The sequence below is a fragment of the Thermococcus sp. genome (genome assembly GCF_027012695.1).
GTDB lineage: Archaea > Methanobacteriota_B > Thermococci > Thermococcales > Thermococcaceae > Thermococcus.
Genome location: NZ_JALUYR010000050.1, coordinates 62,888 through 80,041, shown reverse-complemented (window position 1 = coordinate 80,041; position 17,154 = coordinate 62,888). Strand labels below are relative to the sequence as shown.

Annotated in this window: 21 protein-coding genes and 1 pseudogene; 10 read left to right on the top strand and 12 right to left on the bottom strand. The window is 56.8% G+C overall.

Going from position 1 to position 17,154, the window contains the following annotated elements:
* A pseudogene (locus tag MV985_RS04040) lies at positions 1 to 194 on the top strand (serine--tRNA ligase); the annotation flags it as partial.
* A gap of 34 nt (positions 195 to 228) precedes the next feature.
* Here the strand turns inward: MV985_RS04040 and MV985_RS04035 are convergent.
* Positions 229 to 369 (bottom strand): hypothetical protein, encoded by a 141-nt coding sequence (locus tag MV985_RS04035; protein ID WP_297463240.1) that lies wholly within the window; start codon positions 367 to 369, stop codon positions 229 to 231.
* A 64-nt stretch (positions 370 to 433) separates the two neighbouring features.
* Positions 434 to 1,138 carry a nucleotidyltransferase domain-containing protein gene (locus MV985_RS04030; RefSeq protein WP_297463181.1) on the bottom strand — a complete coding sequence of 235 codons (705 nt, stop codon included), beginning with the start codon at positions 1,136 to 1,138 and terminating at the stop codon, positions 434 to 436.
* 80 nt (positions 1,139 to 1,218) lie between these two features.
* On the opposite strand from MV985_RS04030, the gene MV985_RS04025 reads away from it, so the two are divergent.
* The gene (locus MV985_RS04025) at positions 1,219 to 1,641 is read left to right on the top strand and encodes a hypothetical protein (RefSeq protein WP_297463171.1); all 423 of its coding nucleotides are present in this window, start codon (positions 1,219 to 1,221) and stop codon (positions 1,639 to 1,641) included.
* Between the two features lies 1 nt (position 1,642).
* On the opposite strand, the gene MV985_RS04020 is transcribed toward MV985_RS04025, so the two are convergent.
* From MV985_RS04020 to minD, 6 genes are all read right to left on the bottom strand, one after another.
* Complete coding sequence (locus tag MV985_RS04020) at positions 1,643 to 2,794, bottom strand: hypothetical protein (RefSeq protein WP_366085176.1); 1,152 nt, start codon at positions 2,792 to 2,794, stop codon at positions 1,643 to 1,645.
* 85 nt (positions 2,795 to 2,879) lie between these two features.
* Positions 2,880 to 3,899, bottom strand: a complete 1,020-nt coding sequence (locus MV985_RS04015; RefSeq protein ID WP_297463144.1) for an L-threonylcarbamoyladenylate synthase — start codon at positions 3,897 to 3,899, stop codon at positions 2,880 to 2,882.
* A 41-nt stretch (positions 3,900 to 3,940) separates the two neighbouring features.
* Positions 3,941 to 4,969, bottom strand: coding sequence for a glycosyltransferase family 4 protein (locus tag MV985_RS04010; protein WP_297463116.1), 1,029 nt, complete (start codon positions 4,967 to 4,969; stop codon positions 3,941 to 3,943).
* A gap of 37 nt (positions 4,970 to 5,006) precedes the next feature.
* Positions 5,007 to 6,155, bottom strand: coding sequence for a hypothetical protein (locus MV985_RS04005; RefSeq protein ID WP_297463104.1), 1,149 nt, complete (start codon positions 6,153 to 6,155; stop codon positions 5,007 to 5,009).
* Between the two features lie 141 nt (positions 6,156 to 6,296).
* A complete protein-coding gene (gene asnB, locus MV985_RS04000) occupies positions 6,297 to 7,739 on the bottom strand; it encodes an asparagine synthase (glutamine-hydrolyzing) (RefSeq protein WP_297463236.1) in 1,443 nt (480 codons plus the stop codon).
* A gap of 127 nt (positions 7,740 to 7,866) precedes the next feature.
* Positions 7,867 to 8,604: a cell division ATPase MinD gene (gene minD / locus MV985_RS03995; RefSeq protein ID WP_297463096.1), complete on the bottom strand. Its 738-nt coding sequence runs from the start codon at positions 8,602 to 8,604 to the stop codon at positions 7,867 to 7,869.
* 79 nt (positions 8,605 to 8,683) lie between these two features.
* On the opposite strand from minD, the gene MV985_RS03990 reads away from it, so the two are divergent.
* From MV985_RS03990 to MV985_RS03970, 5 genes are all read left to right on the top strand, one after another.
* Positions 8,684 to 10,492, top strand: a complete 1,809-nt coding sequence (locus MV985_RS03990; protein ID WP_297463072.1) for a PINc/VapC family ATPase — start codon at positions 8,684 to 8,686, stop codon at positions 10,490 to 10,492.
* Between the two features lie 108 nt (positions 10,493 to 10,600).
* On the top strand, positions 10,601 to 10,810 hold the full coding sequence (locus MV985_RS03985; RefSeq protein WP_297463062.1) for a hypothetical protein: 210 nt from the start codon (positions 10,601 to 10,603) through the stop codon (positions 10,808 to 10,810).
* Entirely contained in the window at positions 10,807 to 11,025 is a 219-nt protein-coding gene (locus MV985_RS03980; RefSeq protein ID WP_297463055.1) for a hypothetical protein, read from the top strand. The genes MV985_RS03985 and MV985_RS03980 overlap by 4 nt, the downstream gene beginning before the upstream one ends.
* Before the next feature lie 46 nt (positions 11,026 to 11,071).
* Positions 11,072 to 11,440: a hypothetical protein gene (locus MV985_RS03975; protein WP_297463235.1), complete on the top strand. Its 369-nt coding sequence runs from the start codon at positions 11,072 to 11,074 to the stop codon at positions 11,438 to 11,440.
* A complete protein-coding gene (locus MV985_RS03970) occupies positions 11,440 to 12,033 on the top strand; it encodes a Maf-like protein (protein ID WP_297463045.1) in 594 nt (197 codons plus the stop codon). Before MV985_RS03975 ends, MV985_RS03970 begins: the two co-directional genes overlap by 1 nt.
* Here MV985_RS03970 and rbcL read toward each other — a convergent pair.
* Positions 12,020 to 13,354, bottom strand: a complete 1,335-nt coding sequence (gene rbcL / locus MV985_RS03965) for a type III ribulose-bisphosphate carboxylase (protein WP_297463036.1) — start codon at positions 13,352 to 13,354, stop codon at positions 12,020 to 12,022. The genes MV985_RS03970 and rbcL overlap by 14 nt on opposite strands.
* Positions 13,355 to 13,668: 314 nt before the next feature.
* Here rbcL and hpkB point away from each other — a divergent pair, with 314 nt between their 5' ends.
* Positions 13,669 to 13,872: an archaeal histone HpkB gene (gene hpkB, locus MV985_RS03960; RefSeq protein ID WP_297463024.1), complete on the top strand. Its 204-nt coding sequence runs from the start codon at positions 13,669 to 13,671 to the stop codon at positions 13,870 to 13,872.
* A 28-nt stretch (positions 13,873 to 13,900) separates the two neighbouring features.
* On the opposite strand, the gene MV985_RS03955 is transcribed toward hpkB, so the two are convergent.
* From MV985_RS03955 to MV985_RS03945, 3 genes are read right to left on the bottom strand one after another with little or no spacing between them, the layout of a single operon-like run.
* Positions 13,901 to 14,395: a metallophosphoesterase gene (locus MV985_RS03955; protein WP_297463009.1), complete on the bottom strand. Its 495-nt coding sequence runs from the start codon at positions 14,393 to 14,395 to the stop codon at positions 13,901 to 13,903.
* A 9-nt stretch (positions 14,396 to 14,404) separates the two neighbouring features.
* A complete protein-coding gene (locus MV985_RS03950) occupies positions 14,405 to 15,316 on the bottom strand; it encodes a transcription initiation factor IIB (protein WP_297462995.1) in 912 nt (303 codons plus the stop codon).
* A gap of 6 nt (positions 15,317 to 15,322) precedes the next feature.
* A complete protein-coding gene (locus MV985_RS03945; RefSeq protein WP_297462983.1) occupies positions 15,323 to 15,643 on the bottom strand; it encodes a Gar1/Naf1 family protein in 321 nt (106 codons plus the stop codon).
* A 122-nt stretch (positions 15,644 to 15,765) separates the two neighbouring features.
* Between MV985_RS03945 and MV985_RS03940 the strand changes: the two genes are divergently transcribed.
* Together MV985_RS03940 and MV985_RS03935 are read left to right on the top strand one after the other, a co-directional pair.
* Positions 15,766 to 16,614 carry a PfkB family carbohydrate kinase gene (locus tag MV985_RS03940; RefSeq protein WP_297462969.1) on the top strand — a complete coding sequence of 283 codons (849 nt, stop codon included), beginning with the start codon at positions 15,766 to 15,768 and terminating at the stop codon, positions 16,612 to 16,614.
* Positions 16,615 to 16,647: 33 nt separating this feature from the next.
* The gene (locus MV985_RS03935) at positions 16,648 to 17,151 is read left to right on the top strand and encodes an NUDIX hydrolase (RefSeq protein ID WP_297462954.1); all 504 of its coding nucleotides are present in this window, start codon (positions 16,648 to 16,650) and stop codon (positions 17,149 to 17,151) included.
* Positions 17,152 to 17,154: the final 3 nt, after the last annotated feature.

Sequence of the window (17,154 nt, the reverse complement as noted above, 5' to 3'; positions counted from 1 at the left end):
AAACCCACGAGAAGCCGAAGTTCGTCCACACGCTCAACTCAACGGCGATAGCCACGTCGAGGGCTATCGTAGCTATCCTCGAGAACCACCAGACGGAGGAAGGCATTGTAAAGCTCCCGAGGGCGCTTTGGAAGTACACCGGCTTCAAGGAGATCCTGCCGGCGAGCATGAAGGAGCGCTGTTGTGAGGACTGAGTTTTCTTTCCCTTTTAACCCTTTCCAGAATCTCTCATTGGAGTGTTGTTCTGCACTCAAGTTTGTGGAAGAGGGCCGCCTCGGCAATCATCGCATCATTGGGAAGGAGACCGTATTCATCGACCAATCTCCTGGAAATATACACGAATTCGTTCGTGTCGAGAAACTTGAACAGGGATAGAAGCTCATAAACAGGCTTTCTTTTGAACCGCTTTGACCAAATCTGGTTATAAGGGTTGCTAAACCCCTCCCCTCTCCCTAACCTTCCTCCTCACGTTTGGGTCGCGGTCGGCTATCGTTTTAAGCGCTTCCTCGAAGCTCATCCAGTCCGGGACTTCTTCGTTTATGTATATCCCTGTCCTCCCGATTCTATCCCTCCTCGTGAGCACGTGGACGCGCTCCGTAACGACCTCAACGCTCACCCCGAGGGTTTTCGCGACCTCGCTCTCCCTACCAATGACCTCGCGCTCGATGTGGCCCCTCTCCGTCGGGACGATGAGGATGAGCTTCTTGTTCACCCCGGGAACGCGCTCCTTCGTTTTGACGCCCCAGAGGTCTATAGCACCTCCCCAGCGGTAGAAGTCAAGCTCCCTGTCATTGGGCTCGATGAGGGGGAAGGTGACGGTTGTCTCCTCGTCAATCTCAATGACGCCCTTGATGAGGTGCCAGGGAGTTGCCATGACGATCTTTCTCCTCCGTATGAGGTCCTCAAGGGCCAGCTCGATGAGGTAGCTCGGAATCCTCACAGGGATAAAGATGTCGATGTCACTGTCCCGCCTGACGTCTCCCCTGGCAACGCTCCCGTAGAGGAGCGGATCGAACTGGGCTAACCTCTCCATTATCTTCAGCGCTTTCTCGCGCTTCTCCCACAGGTAGCGCCACCTCTTTGGGGGATAAACCACCTCCACCTCGTCCCATATTCTGACTATCTTCTCCCTGGGCATCAACTGGAGTTCAGGGGGAAGTTTAAAGACCTACCGATAGCGTTTTATATGGCCCCGTGAAGTTGGTGTGGTGAAAGAAAATGCCGGTACTCGGATTCAACATAACCAAGGTCGAAGTGGAGAAGCTCAGCCTTGCCCCGGTTCAGGGGCAGATAGAGGTGAGGCTCACGCCCAAGGTAAGGGAAATGCGCCTCGGAGAGATAAGAACCCCCACCGGAAAAATGAATGGTGTGGAGATACTCTTCAGCTACGAGATTGACTACAACCCCCAGATCGCCAGGGGAGTGATAGAGGGTGCGATACTTTACCTGCCTCCACAAAAGGAGAAGATAGACGAGATCCTCAACCTCTGGGAGGACGAGAAAAAGATAGACCCGATAACCTTCGCGGAGGTCGTGAACTTCATTACTAAGGAGGTCTCGCCCCTGCTAATGCTCCTGGCGAAGGAGATGCGCCTCCCGTACCACATCCCGATCCCGAGGGTTGAGGTAAAGAGCCAGTGAGCTAGTAGACGCCCTCCGCCTCGTGTATCTTTTCGAGTATTCCACCCAGTTCCTCCCTTTCCATTGCCTTCTCAGCGAGTTCCAGGGCCTTGACAACCTTGTTTCTGTTGAGGTAATACTCTACGTTCTCGATATCCCCCGCGATTTCCTCAGAGCTGTTCTGGGCTGCGTGCCTCTTCAGGACGGCGAGCCTTATCCTCACCCGGAAGGCCAGCTCGCCACCGTAGTCAAGGGCGCTCTTGTATGTTTCCATGGCCTCGTCCATCTTACCAACGCCTATCAGAGCCTCGCTGAGCTCCACGAGTTTCAGGGCCGCCCTGTCGTTTTCTCCCCTGGAGCGGTGGGCGCTTATCACCTGGTAGAGCATCCTGGCTGTGTTTATGCCTATCAGCTTCGAGCGGTTGAAGTTCTTGGCGAGGAGATAGGAGTACTGGGCCCTGACTAAATTGCTCGTGGTTTCGTCCAGATCGCCGTTGGAGTAGGCTATCTTGCTGGCCTTCTCAAAGTTCTTGCCAGCGGTGTCCATCATTTCTATGAAGTGGATATCATAGCCGAAGATGGCCAGTATGAAGTACGCCAGGCGATAGAAGGCCTCCGCGGCCCCTTTAACGTCTCCCTTCTCGAGTCTTATTTCGGCAACCTGTCCGTAGAGGGTTATGAGCTTTTCGGCCATGCGTCTGTATGCCTCGACGCTGTCCACGAGGCGGTAATACCGGTAGGCCGACTCGTAGGAGCGTATGGCCATCTCAAGCTCCGAACCCTCCTGATAGGAGTCGCCGAGGTCCTCGTAGATTGCCGCGAACTCCTGGGCGTACTTCACGAGGTTCTTACCATCACCCAGGGTCGCAAAGATCTCGAGAACGTTGAAGCAGTATTCATCCAGGGAATCGAGATCAACCTCCGGCTTCGACAACTCCTCCTCGATGAGGTGAATGTACAGGTAAGCTGCCTTTAGGAGGGAGGGTCTGGCTTTGTCAAGCCCCGTTTTCTCCAGCAGCAGGTATCCCAGGTACTTGTAGAGCCTGGCGGCGTCAGGATACTGCTTTCTCTCCTCGTATTCCCTCGCGGCCCGGAGCAGTAGCTTGAGTCCCTCCTTCAGCTTTCCCTCGTTAATCCTCTTTATCGCAAGTTCTTCGAGATCTTCGGGTCCCATTGCTGTCACCAAATCCCTCACCCCATTTGATTATATCCCCTTCACGACCTGGTCACTTTTATCAACGGGATATTTAAGCGTTTGTCTACGCCCTGATCACGTGATAGCCGGAGGCTTTTCTGAGCCTGTTCATGACGGCAAGACCCAGGCCCTTCTCCTCAACGCCCTCGGCGATTATAACGTCAACCCCCCTTTCGTCGAGCTCCCTCAGGGCCTTGAAAAGGTTTCTGGCCACCTCCTCAACGGTTTGCCCCAGGTAGAAGAACTCGTCCGCCTCAAACTCCTCGGTCGCCATGACCCCAACGCGGTGGTTCCCCTTCCTGTACTCATCCACCAGCTCCCTGATCTTTTTTCTCACCCTCTCCCTCGGTCCCTCAACCACAATGACCCTGGCGTTCGGAGAGTAGTGCCGGTACTTCATTCCCGGGGCCCTTGCCAGGTCAGTGGCCTTCCCCCTAACCGCGGGATGGATCTCCACGGGGCCGATGACCCTCTCGATCTCCTCGAGGGGAAGGCCCCCGGGCCTCAGAAGGGTGGGCCGCTCAGAGCTCAGGTCCAGCACCGTTGACTCCACACCCACCCGCGTCTCTCCCCCATCTATGATGGCCTCTATCTTCCCATAGAAATCGTCCACCACGTGCTTTGCCAGTGTCGGGCTCGGCCTCCCGCTTATGTTGGCGGAGGGTGCCGCTACCGGCCTGCTGGCCCGTATAAGGGCCAGGGCTATCTCGTGGGCCGGCATTCTGACCGCCACCGTGTCAAGCCCTCCTGTGGTAACCGACGGTACCTTCTCGCTTTTGGGAAGGACCAGGGTCAGGGGGCCGGGCCAGAATTTCCTGGCCAAAAGCCTTGCCTCCTCGGGTATCTCCCGGGCAAGGAGCTTTAGATCGCTGAAGTCCGCTATGTGGACTATGAGAGGATTGTCCGCGGGCCGACCCTTGGCCCTGAAGATCCTCCTCACCGCCTCCTCGTTTAGGGCATCGGCGCCCAGACCGTAGACCGTCTCGGTGGGGAAGGCGACCAGTCCACCCCCGAGGATGAGCCTCCCAGCCACCCCGATTTTTCTCCCATCAACACCGTCTCGCATGTTTATCACTATGGTCATACCCTCACCCCACCAAAAACCCGAAGGGGCCGTTAAAAAAGCTATTCCATGAGGGACCGGTAGAGTCGTTCAACTTTTTCCGCGACGGCCTTCCAGGAGTAGAGGGCCGCCACGTTCCGCCCGGTTTTACCGGTTTTCCTGTTGGCCTTAGGTTCAAGAAGCCTTTTCACAGCATCCAGAAGCTCTTCGAAGTCTTCAAAGGTCAGCCCGTTCTTACCCTCCCTTATGAGTTCGGGTATCGCACCCCTACGCCTTCCAACGGCGGGCACTCCCAGTGAATTGGCCTCCAGCACGACGAGACCGAAACCCTCCCGCAGAGAGGGGAGAACCAGGAGCCTGCTCGCCGAGAGAATCCCGTTGATGTCCCTCCTGTACCCGAGGAAGTGGACGTTGTCCGGAGCCCTGGCTTCGAGCCATTCCCTCAGGGGGCCGTCACCAACGACGAGAAACTCCTCACCAGGAAAGTACCTCGCGAGCTGGAGGAAGGTTTCGGGGGACTTGTAGTCCCGGAGGGCCCCCACGAACGTTATGAAACGCCTCTCCGCTTTTATCTCCTCCATCCCCCCCACCCCGTTCGGGATGACCTCAACCCTCCCGGCACCCAGGAAGCGCGCCAGCCTTCCGAGGTGGTGGCTAACAGCTATCACCGCGTCGGCCTCCCTGAGGCTTTCCCCCACGTAAAAGCGACCGAGGGTTAGCCTCGCCGTGTGTTCCAGATCGCTCCCGTGGGCCGTGATGACCAGGGGCAAACCGAGTTTTTTCTTCGCAAGAGCCCCCGCGTAGCTGGTGGTTCCAACGAAGTGGGCGTGAACCAGGTCGAACTCAAACCTCCTGTGGAGCGCAATTATCTTTCTTGCCCCGAGGAAAGCGAAGCCCGTTCCCCGCAGGCCGTAAACCGGAAGAACGCGAACCTGGTGAACCAGATCCACCTCGAAGTCCCTGGGTTCCACCGGACCGTAGGTTAGAACGTGAACCTCGTGCCTCTTCCTGAGCTCCCCGACGAGGTTGTCGAGGTGCCGGGAAACACCCCCTCCGTGGGGCGGGTAGTGTCCAACTAGCAGGAGCCTCATCTCGACCGGGAAAAATTGGCGGGGGATTAAAAAAGGGTTATGGTCTCCTTCTCCAGGAATGACCCATCCTTCCCCGGGTCTTCATAGCCAGCTCCATCCTGATCCTGGGTATCAGGTCGTTGAGGAGCAGGGAATAATCTCCCCGCTCAAGGGCCTCCCTAGCCCTCCGGAGGAGTTCCTCAACGTCGCTCACGTCGTAACCCCTCTTCTTTAGAACCCCAACCATCACCTCGAACCTGCGAAGCCTTCTCTCGAGCCTGAGCCTGGCCGATCCCTGGTAAACCGTCATCAGCTCCAGGTAGGACCTAGCTATCACGAAATCCGCGCGCCACTCCGCCATCATCCCGAGCCGATAGGCCTTTCCGTAGTTTCCCAGGTAATATTCTCTCCAGGCTCTCTCCAGGAGTTCCCTGGCCATCTCAAGTCCTCTACGGGCAGCGGGTATCCTGAGTCCGTCGAGCAGTTTTTCGGCCCTCTCCGTTCTGTTCTGGACCGAGAGTAGAATTTCCCTCGTGTTTTCCGCAGAGGGGGGGATCCCCTTTCTCCAGATCCTGACTCCCGGTCTTTTTCTCACGAAGTCATCGAGCCATCTCTCATCGAGGGTAAAGATGAACCGTCCATTCTCAAAGGTCCCCACGTAGGTAAGGTTCTCCAGCTTTTCAAACTCCCAGAGGATCTTCAGCGATTCGTTCACCCTTCCCGAATCGGTCAGCACTACAAATCCCGTAACCCCCTGGCGAATGAGCTCCCTGAGGGCCAGACCGTCCCTCCCGTTGACCACGAAGACGGACCTCACCCTCTCAAACTCACCCGGAAAGGTTTTTTTCAGATTCTCCACGATTGCCAGGTTGGTTTCGTACCTCGTTTCTCCGTACCAGCGCTCGTGGGCAATCCCAAAGTCATCGAAGTCAACGGTGTAGTCAGGCGGAACCGCCACCGGGCCGCCTATGACGATGACCCATTCCGGGTTAAGGGCCAGGATCTCTGCGCTCACCGATGGATCGTAGGTTCCCCAGGGACTCACTACGAGGGAAGCGTTGAGGAGCGAGGCAACGCAGCGGGCCATCGCCAGATCCGCCTCGTTGTCGGTGACCAGGATCACGGTTCCACCGCCGGTACCGGCTGATGGAGGAACGAGTGCAAGGGTGAGGAGGATGACCAGCGCGATGCCCGTTGTTCTCAGCACTTTTTCCCACCGCCTATGGATACCGGGAGGCATATTTAAGGCTTTTTCACGAAACCGTTCGGTCCGGTTAATCTCCCCGCCGGCAGGGAACTTCAGAGGTCTCCTTTGAGGGGCCGACCATTAGGGAACGTTCAGGAGGGTTCAGGCCCGTTCAAACACCTCCCGGAAGACTCTTTCCGCGTATTCACGAAGCGTCAGTCCCTCCCTCCTGGCGAGTCTTTCGAGGAGTTTCTGGCTGTGGCTTCCATACTGGGCCGCCTTCTTCTCCCTCATCGCCAGTTCCCGGGGGAGGCCGAGCTCCAGGGCAGTCCTCCTCAGGATGGCCTTTCGGATCCCCCCTTCTAGCTTGAGTTCTGGCGGAATGTTGAGGGCCGCAGAGATCACCGGGAGGCCTAGGAAGGGAAAACGTCCCTCGACCGAGTTGAGCATCGCTATCTTATCGTCCCTCGCGAGATTCCTCTCCGCGAGCTCAAAAATGTCCTTCTCCATGAGTTCGGGCTGTTTCAGGTACTTCGCGTAGCCCCCGAAGAGCTCGTCCGCCCCCTGACCGCTGAGGAGAACCTTAACACCGTCGTCCCCCGCGAGTTTCGTCGCGAAGTAGAGGGGAACTCCTATCGCGAGGTTCATAGGATTCGGTTCCTCAATCGCGAAGACTACCCTCGGAACAGCCTCCTCAACATCGTCAATGTCGAAGACGTACTCCCTCAGCGGCAGTCCGAGTTTGTCGGCTGCCTTCCTCGCCCACTCGAGGTCGGGACTCCCCTCTGCTCCAGCGGTGTAGAGGACAACGTCCGAATATTTCGACGCCAAAAACGCCACCAGCGAGCTGTCCAGCCCCCCAGAGAAGAGGACGCCGGTCCTGGATCCCACCCTGCGTCTAACGGTACAATCCAGGGTCTTTGAAACGGATTTCAACGCACGCTCTCCCGTGAGGGGTCTCCTCCTCAACTCCTCCAGGGAAAAGACCCGTGTCGCTTCAATCCCTTTACGCGATATCGTGACGAGTTCGCCGGGCTTTACTGGTACTGCCTCCTCCCCTATCGCCCAGAGGACCTTTTTTTCGCTCGCGAAGAATCCGCCGGGCGAGTAGTAGAGGGGCCTTACTCCCACGGGGTCTCGGAAGAGGTGGATAACCTTCCCGTCGGAGAACGCCACCGCGTAGTCGCCTTCGAGCATCCCCATGGCCCTCCGAACCGCCCCCCGAAGGCCGAGGCCCTTCCCGATGAGGTACTCAAGAAGCCTCAGTATGACCTCGCTGTCCACATCGCTCTCAAAGGAGAGCCCCCTGCCCTCCAGAAAAGCCCTCAGCTCCCGGTGGTTGTAAACCTCACCGTTGTGAACCAGGGAGAACTCGTTGACGAAGGGCTGTGTGAAGGCCTTCGAACCCGTCATCGCCAGTCTGCACTGGAGAATCCCGATACTCCCATCGGGTATCCTGTAAACGTCGGAGAAATCCTTCGATTTGAGCACGCCTCCATCGGTCCAGACGCCGAAGCTGTCCGGCCCCCTGTGTTTACCGGCCAGTATCATCCGTATGAACCTTTCCCTGAGATTTGAGCCAATTCCACCGGCTATGAGGCACATCCCTCTCACCGACAGGTGTAGATCTCAGCCCAGAAAAGGCTTGTCGCTTTCGAGGTGGCGTGGTTATCACGGGCGGGGACTTCATCTGAACGGACGTTCAGGGGGTGGAAAGAAAAATGAACCGGGGCTAGCGCATCACCCTCGCCTTGAGTCCGGCTATCCTGGTTATCATCTCGGCCAGCCCCATGAAGGCCCTCGCCCCCTCGGAGTTGGGCCGGTACTCGACGACGGGAACGCCCTCCAGCGTGGCCTCCCTGACGGCCGGATCCTCCGGGATGACGGCCAGGAGGGGAACCTCCATAACCTCCTCCGCCACGTCCGGGGGAATGTCGTTCTCGCTCCTGCCGTAGCGGTTCAGAACGAAGCCGAGGACCGCTAGACCTGCCTTTCTGAGGACTATGCCCACCTTCATAGTGTCGGTTATGCATGATATCTCGGGGTTGGTAACCAGGAGAACCTCCTCGCCGCTGAGCATCGCGTTCATCGCGTCCATCTGAAGCCCCGCAGGGGAGTCTATGAGCACGAAATCGAACCTGTTCTTGAGCGGCTTTATCGTCCCGGGGAGCTTTCTGGGATCCGCCATCACCACGTGCTCCCAGTCTATAGCCGCGGGAACGAGGTGGACGTTCTCATAGGTGGTGGAGTATATCGCGTTCTCTATGCTGGCCTTTCCCGCCAGAACGTCGTGTATCGTAACGTCCGCATCGTCTATTCCCATCACGAGGCTGAGATTGGCCATCGTTAGATCCGCATCAACCGCGCAGACCTTGAATCCCATCTTCCCCAGTGCTATCGAGAGGTTCGCGGTCGTCGTGGTCTTCCCGGTTCCCCCCTTGCCGGAGGCAACCGATACGAGTCGTCCCATTCCAATCCCCGATGGTTATGGGGCATAAACCTTTATGAACCTTTAGCCTGAGTGCCCTCTATACCATGAGGTGAGGAAGATGAGGGTATTCGTTCCGGACACAAGCGTTATAGTGGACGGCAGGCTGACGCAGTTCCTGTCAACGCTCGAGGAGAAGGTGAAGGTCGTAGTTCCGGAGGCAGTTGTTGCGGAGATAGAGCACCAGGCCAACGAGGGAAAGGCGATAGGCCACGTTGGCCTCGAGGAGCTGAAAAAACTCCGTGACATGGCCGACAGGGGAGAGATCGTCCTGGAGTTCTACGGCGAAAGGCCCGAACTCTGGCAGATCCGACGTGCCAAGGCCGGTGAGATAGACCACATGGTGAGGGAAGCCGCCCGAACACTGAGCGCGACCCTCATCACCGGTGACCAGGTGCAGCGCGATATCGCGATAGCCAAGGGCATTGACGTGATCTACCTCACGGCCAAGAAGGAGGTCAGGCACCGCCTCGAGGACTTCTTCGACGAAACAACTATGAGCGTTCACCTGAAGGCCGGTGTAAGGCCCCTCGCCAAGAAGGGGAAGCCCGGCGAGTGGAAACTGGTCCCCCTCAGGGACGAGCCCCTCACCGATGAGGAGCTCCACGAGATAGCCGATGACATAGTTGAGAGGGCCAGACGCGATCCCGAGAGCTTCATAGAGATGGACGAACCGGGAGCGGCCGTCGTACAGCTCAGGAACTACCGCATCGTTATAGCGAAGCCCCCCTTTGCGGACAGGATAGAGATAACCGCCGTTAGACCCATAGCCAAGCTGAGTATTGACGACTACAACCTGAGCGAGAGGCTCCTGGAGAGGCTCAAAAACAAGGCAGAGGGAATCCTTATCGCGGGTGCCCCCGGTGAAGGAAAGACGACCTTCGCTCAGGCTTTGGCCGAGTGGTACGCGAGCATGGGCAGGATAGTTAAAACAATGGAGAAACCAAGGGATCTGCAGGTGAGCGAGGAGATAACCCAGTACACCGCTTTGAACGGGAGGATGGACCTTACCGGCGACATACTCCTCCTCGTGAGACCCGACTACACGATATACGACGAGATGAGGAAAACCGGCGACTTCAAGATCTACTCGGACTTAAGGCTCGCTGGCGTCGGAATGGTCGGAGTGGTCCACGCGACGAAGCCGATCGATGCCGTTCAGCGCTTCATTGGAAGGGTCGAGCTTGGAATGATACCCCAGATTGTCGACACGGTTCTGTTCATCAAGGCAGGAAACGTTGCCAAAGTCCTAACGCTTGAATACCTCGTCAAGGTGCCGAGCGGGATGAAGGAGGAGGATCTCGCGAGGCCCGTTATAGAGGTTCGGGACTTCGAGACGGGTGAACTTGAGTACGAGATATACACCTACGGCGAGGAAATAAGCGTCGTCCCCGTAAAGAGGGAAGAGAAGGCCCCCGCCCTGAAGCTCGCCGAGAGAAGACTAAAACAGGAGATCAAGAAGTTCCTCCCGGACGTTTACACGGAGGTCGAGATAGTCAGCCCCCACAAAGCTGTGATATACGCCGACGAGTTGGACATCCCGGCGATAATCGGCAAGAAGGGGAAGAGGATAACTGAAATGGAGAAGAAGATCGGGATAAGCATTGACGTCAAAAGCTTCGCCGAGCGCGAGGCGGAGAAGCCTAAGGAGAAAATCCCAGTGGAGGTCGAGGAGAAGAAGAAAACGATAGTGCTCCGCGTTTCACCCGACTACGCCAAAAAGCCCCTCAGGTTCTACGGCGGCGAGCAGTACATCTTTACCGCCACACCCAGCAAGAAGGGCCTCGTCAAGGTGAGCAAGAACACTCCGATAGGGAAGGAACTTAAAAGGCTCATCGAGGCAGGTATGGAGATCTGGGCCTCCCCCTGATCGAAAACGTTTTATGGTTTTCGCCTTTCTTTTCTCACATAGTAACGCGGGCTCCCATTCCATAGGAAGCCCCGGGAGGCCATTATGAACTGAAGGGACGTGCCAACGATGGTTAGGGTCAGTACACTCGGGTTCGGGGTGATAATCGCAGCGCTTCTCTCCCTTCTCCATCCCCTCCTCCTGCTGCTCTCCTTCGTAATACTGGGAATAGCGCTGATGGAAATCGGCGGTCAGCTTGAGGCCCTGAGGGGTGAGGTTGACGACCTCTACTCAGAGATTGTGGAGATGAGGAAGAAACTCAGGGAGGCCGGGGAATGAAGCTCGTCCGGGACTTATCAGCCCTGTTTGCCCTCCTGATTGCCGCCGCCATGCTGGCGTATGGGGCTTTTGAGTACAGGACGACGGGCATTCTCCTGCTCTGGCTGGCGTTGGTGGTTTTGGCATTCCTCCTGCTTGCAGTTTCGGTGGAGATGGGGAAGCTGGAAGAGAGGGTCAAGGAGCTCGAATCCAAACTTGGAAGCGGGAAGGAATAAAGGACAACTTTTTAACCCTCCCGCCTATTCTCCACCGGTGATCCCGATGAGGTACGACGTCGTTATCATCCCCGAGACCTTCCACAGGTTGGGCAAGCACAACATCGAGCACCTCTGCGTTCCGATAGTCATCGAAGACAGGAGCTACGACATAGCGATGGAGATACTCAATGGCCTCGACAGGATCCTGCGGGACAGGTTCACGGTTTCGGCTGAAGACCTTGAGGGCGACGACTGCGACATCCTCTACCGGAAGTACACCCTCGAAAAAGGCGGAAAGAAGGCCATCGTCCACGTCAGGATGAGGGGGGCAGAGGAGAACTGTCCGCCGATCAGGGGCAACGTCCACAGGGTCTTCGAGTTCGAGAGGGACGTTGAAGAGGTAATCAGCGAAATTGAGGGGTGCCTCTCCTGATGCCCCTTATCCTGGCCTCGGCCAGTCCGCGAAGGAGGGAAGTCCTCTCCCGTTTCATCGAGGAGTTCTATGTTATTCCCAGCGAGATCGATGAGCGATGCTCAAGGCGCGACCCCGGGGAGTACGCCCTCGAGCTTGCCCGCAGGAAGGCCCGGGACGTTTACGACAGAACCGGTGGGACTGTGATAGGCGCTGATACAGTTGTCAGTGTAGATGGTAGAATCCTCGGCAAGCCGGAGAGCGAGGAAGATGCCGTTAGAATGCTCAGACTCCTGAGTGGAAGAGTGCACAGGGTCACAACGGGCTACTGCATAATCCACAGGGGTGAAGAGCACTGCGGAACCGTCGTCACAGAGGTGAAGTTCCGCGAGCTTGACGACGACCTGATAAGGGAGTACGTGAAGATCGGTGAGCCGATGGACAAGGCTGGAGCCTACGGCATACAGGGGAGGGGCGGCCTCTTCGTGGAGTGGATAAAAGGGGACTACTACAACGTCGTCGGCTTCCCTCTGGAGATAGTCTGGAAACTGAAAAAACTGGGGTTCGATGTTCTCAAAACCGGAAAAGGTGGAAGAAAAGTCAGACAGGTGTAACGTGGCCCCACTTCTCGAGGGCGCGGGCGAGCTCTTTATGGGTCTTCGCGTACTCGTCGAGGGGTATCCCTTTCATTATGGCCTCTATCGCCTGTCTCACCGCCATCGCTCCGGCCTTGGGTCCATCGGGGTGACCCATGGTTCCACCGCCGAGCTGGAGCACTATGTCCTTTCCGAGGGCTTCTATGACGGGCTGGATGTTGCCGGGGTGAAGGCCACCGGAGCTCGTCGGGAAGACGGGCTTTATGTGGTAGAACTTCTGCTCCATGTGGAAGACGTCGTTCTCATCGGGGACGTAGTGGCTCTCGGTGATTATCCTCTTGTACTGGATGACCTCCCACTTGCTTCCCTCGAGCTTTCCTGCACCGGCGGTTCCAACGTGGAGCTGGTCAACGCCGATGACGCGGTAGAGCTTGGCTAAAACGAACATCGAGATGCCGTGGTAGGGGTTCCTGTCAAATGCCGCGTGCATCGCCCTGTGGGCGTGAAGGGCTATATCGTAGTCCTCAGCCAGTTCGCGGATATAATCTAGAACGCCCCAGCCGAGGACAACAACGTCAACCATTGCATGCGGAACGCCGTAGTCGGCCAGGAGTTCGAGCCTCCTCTCCATTTCCAGAACGGGAGCGGTTATGTTTGCAAACCAGGTCTTCTTCTCGCCGGTCTCGTTTTCTGCCTTCTCCATTGCCTTGGTAACGACCTTAACGCGCTCCTCGAAGCGGTTGTACCAGGGGCTCGTGAGGTTCTCATCGTCCTTGAGGTAGTCGGCTCCACCTGTGTAGAGGTCGAGGGCTAACCTGTAGAGCTCCTCCGGTGAGTAGCCAACCTTTGGCTTTGGAACGACACCGTAGAGGGGCCTGTCGTAGATTTCGAGTTTCTTCCTCACACCTTCAATACCGAAGGCCGGTCCTGGGTAGTCCCTGAGGAACTTCTCGGGGAGATAGATGTCCTCAAGGCGAAGCCACTCGACGCGCTTCATACCGAAGACGTTGCCGGCGATGCTCGCGAGGAAACCGGGCATGTTGAAGTCCTCGAAGATGTGAAGCGGATACGCGATTCTGACTATCCAGCTTCCGTCCCCCATGTCAACGAAGTCGTAGGCCTTGGCCGAGAGGTCGGCCCAGCGCTCCTCCTCGTACCAGGGATACAGGGTCGTCCATGTTCCCGTCGAGCTCTCCGCGGCGACGGCACCTGCCGCCTGCTCGATCGTGTAGCCCTTGGCGGGCGTCACACGGAAGACGGCAACAACGTCCCTCTTTTTGTTGGGCTCATAGTCCCTGTTTACATAGTAGTCATATATTCTGTCGAACTTCTCCACCATGTGCACACCTCCAGATGGGAAGAGTTGGGAGGGAGCACTATAAAAAGTCTGTGGTACACCTCCGGGAACTGCACCGTTCCCCCGAAACACCGACGCTCGCGACCCGGAGAATATCGTTGTTGAAACTCCTCTCTCGAACTGGCGTTCCGATGATCAAAGGTCACAACACCAACTTGGATAGTTTTCTCCATCCATCGCCCAAAAGAGACCTATTATCGGCGCCAGAGGGCCCGGTTTCCGAAAAGTTTATATAGGCCTTTGCTCCTAAAATAGAACGCAGATACCTGCAAAACAACGTTTAGGAGGTTGGGAAAATGGCTGAGTTGCCAATTGCCCCGGTTGACAGGCTTATAAGAAAGGCCGGCGCCGCCCGCGTCAGCGAGGAGGCAGCCAAGGTTCTCGCCGAGCACCTCGAGGAGAAGGCCATCGAGATCGCCAAGAAGGCTGTCGCCCTTGCCCACCATGCTGGCAGGAAGACCGTTAAGGCCGAGGACATCAAGCTCGCCATCAAGAGCTGATGGCCCCTTTTCTTGGCTTTTCTCCCCCTCACCAGAAGGTTATTCTCTCCACGCCCATCGTATTTCCACCGGTTTTGAGGAGTGCGAAACCCGGCCGATCCATCCTGGGAAACGTCGGTGAGCCGGGATTGAGGAGGGTAACCCGTTCCCCGTGGAGGGAGTAGGCCTCGTGGTAGAACCGGTGAGTGTGGCCGAAGATGAGCACGTCAACACCCATGTCGAGGGCCTTCAGGGTTAAGAACTGGGCGTTAAGGGAGAAGAACTGGTGCCCGTGGAGGAGGCCTATTCTGACGTTTCCGGTGTCAACCATCTCCTCCTCGGGCAGTCCAAGGTGGTCGGCGTTGCCCTTCACCGCTATCGTCGGGGCAATTGATTCAAGCCTCTCGAGGAGCTCCGCCGAGGTTACATCACCCGCGTGGAGGATGAGATCGGGTTTCCTCTTCTCAAGCTCTTTCAAAAGAAGGGAGGGAAGGTTACTAGTCTTATCGCCGTGATGGGTATCACTCGTTACCGCCAGCAGCAAGGCGATCCCTCACACGGGAACGTTTATGTTGAGCTTTTCGACGAGTTCCTTATACCTGTTCCTGACGGTTACTTCAGTGACGTGGGCCACTTCCGCAACTTCCCTCTGCGTCTTTTTCTCGCCCTCGAGGAGCGACGCGACGTACAGAGCGGCCGCGGCAAGTCCCGTCGGGCCCTTACCGCTCGTGATGCCCCGTTTTATAGCCTCCTTCAGTATCTCCTTGGCCCTCTTCTTCGTCCTCGCGCTCACGTTGAGGGCGTCACCAAAGCGGTCGACGTACTCTATCGGACTGGTCGGCCGGAGGTTCAGGTTAAGCCCCCTCGCGAGGAAACGGTAGCTCCTCCCTATCTCCTTCTTGGTTACCTTTGAAACGGCCGCAATCTCGTCGAGAGTCCTCGGGATTCCCTCCATTCTACAGGCGGCGTACAGAGCAGCGGAGACCATACCCTCTATCGAGCGCCCGCGGATGAGCTTCTTCATGACGGCCTTCCTGTAGAGCGAGGCAGCGACCTCCTTGACACGCCTCGGGAGTCGCATCTGGGCCGCCATCCTGTCGAGTTCGCTGAGCGCGAAGGCGAGGTTCCTCTCGGCAGCATCGTTTATGCGCATTCTCCGCTGCCACATGCGGAGCCTTCTCAGCTTGCTCCTGTACATGCCGGTTATCTGGTTGCCGTGTATATCCTTATCGCGCCAGTCTATATCGGTGGAGAGGCCCTTATCGTGGATCATCAATGTCATGGGCGCGCCGGTTCTGGCACGCTTGGCCCTCTGGTCCGGATCGAAGGCCCTCCACTCCGGACCTTCATCAATGACATTCTGCTGAACGACGTAACCGCAGACAGAACAGACAATCTCGCCCCTTCTGGGGTCGTAAAACAGCTTGTCGGAACCACAAACGGGACAGACGTTCTTACCAGCCAAAGGCTCTCACCCCCTCTTTCTGGGGGCAGGGCGTCTCGCCTTTCCGCCCTTGGAGTGCCTGCCCTTCACGGGCTTTCTTTTACCCTTTCCGGGCTTCTTTCTGGAAGAATCAACGTACAGCAGGGCACCCACGTAGTTTTCGGGATCCCTGACGCGAGGTTTAACGGCAACGTAAGGTCTTTTAACCGGTCCGAAAACGTCCTTAACAAAGCCGACCACGGTGAGGTTCTTGTCAACCACCGGGTCGTTGAGTGATGGAACCCAGTCTGTCCTCAGGATAAGGAACCCCTGCTTCGCGTAGTGAGAAACTTTGCCCAGGCGCCTCATAGCCCCACCCCAAAATGGAATATGCTTTTAAGCTTTTCGTTTTCACCTTTATAAACTTTTCGGAAAATCTCCAAAAGGTTTTTATGGGATTGCCTGCAAGTATTAAAGATTGGGAAGCCAAAATGAGATGCCTCGTTGTCGGCCACATTGTCAGGGACGTGATAGTGAGGGGTCCGAAAACCGAGATCCGGATCGGCGGTGGAGCGTACTATTCCGCGGTGACCCTTTCAGGGTTCTGCGAGGTCGAGGTTCTGACGAGCGTTGGGAGGGACTTTCCCCAGGACTGGTTCGATGAACTCCGTCAAAGGGGAATAAAACTCCACGTAGTGCCCTCCGAGGAAAGCACCTCATATCTGCTTCACTACATTGACGCCAGTACCCGTGAACTGAGGCTCCTCTCGGTTGCAGAAAAAATCCAGAACATCCCGGGAAGTGGCTACGACCTGATAGTTCTCAATCCGGTGGCCGGGGAGATACCGCCCGGGACGGTTGTGGAGGCTCTGAAAAAGAGCCCCTTCGTTGCCGCAGACCTCCAGGGTTTTGTTAGAGAACCGGAGAAGGGAAAGGTGCTGTCCAGGGAGGTGGATGCCTCCTTTTTGAGGGGGCTGAAGGTTCTCCACGCGGACGTTCTCGAGATCGGACTGGCCAGGGGACTAAGGCCGGAGGACGTGGAGGTTCTCCTAGTCTCGAATGGGGAAAAAGAAGGACGGGCCTACCTGAGGGGCAGGGAATACCGTTTCAAACCGGTTAAAATTCCCGTGGAGGACTCAACCGGCGCGGGTGATGTGTTCCTCGCGGCCTTTTCTCACTTCTACCACGAATGTCCTTTCGTCCAGGCTCTGAAGCGCGCCGCCGCCTTCACGGCGCTCTTTCTCAGGCATAGAAGTCCCGACTTTCCGATGGAGGAAGCCAGCGAGCTCGCGATGAAGGTTGAAGTGGTTCCCACCGATGATGATACGTCAGCATGCTGATCCGTGATGAGAAAACGAAGCTGAGGTGGTGGTATGGATCGTTACATCCTGCTCGTTAAGGCCCCCAAAAACACCAATCTCGACGGATTTAAGGCGGAGGTAAAAGAGCTCGCCCGAAAACATGGACTCAATGCTGAGTTCCATCGGTGTATAGGCCTCACCACCGACGTGGTCATCATCTACAACGGCGGCATCGTTCTGATACGAAGGAAGAACGAGCCCTTCAAAGACCACTACGCCCTTCCCGGAGGCTTCGTCGAGTATGGAGAAAGGGTTGAGGAGGCAGCGATAAGGGAGGCGAAGGAAGAGACGGGCCTCGAAGTAAAGTTGCTGAGACGGGTTGGCGTTTACTCGGACCCAAACAGGGATCCGAGGGGGCACACCGTCACCATCGCGTTCCTCGGCATTGGGACGGGTGAGCTCAAAGCGGGAGACGATGCCAAAGAAGTCCACGTTTTTCCCATAGAAGAGGCCCTAAAGTTGAAACTCGCATTCGACCACGGAAAGATACTCCAGGACGCCCTGACACTGAGGTGATGG

What these genes read in the sequence shown, in the direction of transcription:
- asnB (WP_297463236.1), bottom strand. Translation starts at nt 7,739, where the DNA reads ATGTGCCTCATAGCCGGTGGAATTGGCTCAAATCTCAGGGAAAGGTTC.
- MV985_RS03980 (WP_297463055.1), top strand. Translation starts at nt 10,807, where the DNA reads ATGAAGCTCGTCCGGGACTTATCAGCCCTGTTTGCCCTCCTGATTGCC.
- MV985_RS04020 (WP_366085176.1), bottom strand. Translation starts at nt 2,794, where the DNA reads ATGGGACCCGAAGATCTCGAAGAACTTGCGATAAAGAGGATTAACGAG.
- minD (WP_297463096.1), bottom strand. Translation starts at nt 8,604, where the DNA reads ATGGGACGACTCGTATCGGTTGCCTCCGGCAAGGGGGGAACCGGGAAG.
- MV985_RS04015 (WP_297463144.1), bottom strand. Translation starts at nt 3,899, where the DNA reads ATGACCATAGTGATAAACATGCGAGACGGTGTTGATGGGAGAAAAATC.
- MV985_RS03935 (WP_297462954.1), top strand. Translation starts at nt 16,648, where the DNA reads ATGGATCGTTACATCCTGCTCGTTAAGGCCCCCAAAAACACCAATCTC.
- MV985_RS03970 (WP_297463045.1), top strand. Translation starts at nt 11,440, where the DNA reads ATGCCCCTTATCCTGGCCTCGGCCAGTCCGCGAAGGAGGGAAGTCCTC.
- hpkB (WP_297463024.1), top strand. Translation starts at nt 13,669, where the DNA reads ATGGCTGAGTTGCCAATTGCCCCGGTTGACAGGCTTATAAGAAAGGCC.
- rbcL (WP_297463036.1), bottom strand. Translation starts at nt 13,354, where the DNA reads ATGGTGGAGAAGTTCGACAGAATATATGACTACTATGTAAACAGGGAC.
- MV985_RS03985 (WP_297463062.1), top strand. Translation starts at nt 10,601, where the DNA reads ATGGTTAGGGTCAGTACACTCGGGTTCGGGGTGATAATCGCAGCGCTT.
- MV985_RS03975 (WP_297463235.1), top strand. Translation starts at nt 11,072, where the DNA reads ATGAGGTACGACGTCGTTATCATCCCCGAGACCTTCCACAGGTTGGGC.
- MV985_RS03990 (WP_297463072.1), top strand. Translation starts at nt 8,684, where the DNA reads ATGAGGGTATTCGTTCCGGACACAAGCGTTATAGTGGACGGCAGGCTG.
- MV985_RS04030 (WP_297463181.1), bottom strand. Translation starts at nt 1,138, where the DNA reads ATGCCCAGGGAGAAGATAGTCAGAATATGGGACGAGGTGGAGGTGGTT.
- MV985_RS04010 (WP_297463116.1), bottom strand. Translation starts at nt 4,969, where the DNA reads ATGAGGCTCCTGCTAGTTGGACACTACCCGCCCCACGGAGGGGGTGTT.
- MV985_RS03940 (WP_297462969.1), top strand. Translation starts at nt 15,766, where the DNA reads ATGAGATGCCTCGTTGTCGGCCACATTGTCAGGGACGTGATAGTGAGG.
- MV985_RS04025 (WP_297463171.1), top strand. Translation starts at nt 1,219, where the DNA reads ATGCCGGTACTCGGATTCAACATAACCAAGGTCGAAGTGGAGAAGCTC.
- MV985_RS03945 (WP_297462983.1), bottom strand. Translation starts at nt 15,643, where the DNA reads ATGAGGCGCCTGGGCAAAGTTTCTCACTACGCGAAGCAGGGGTTCCTT.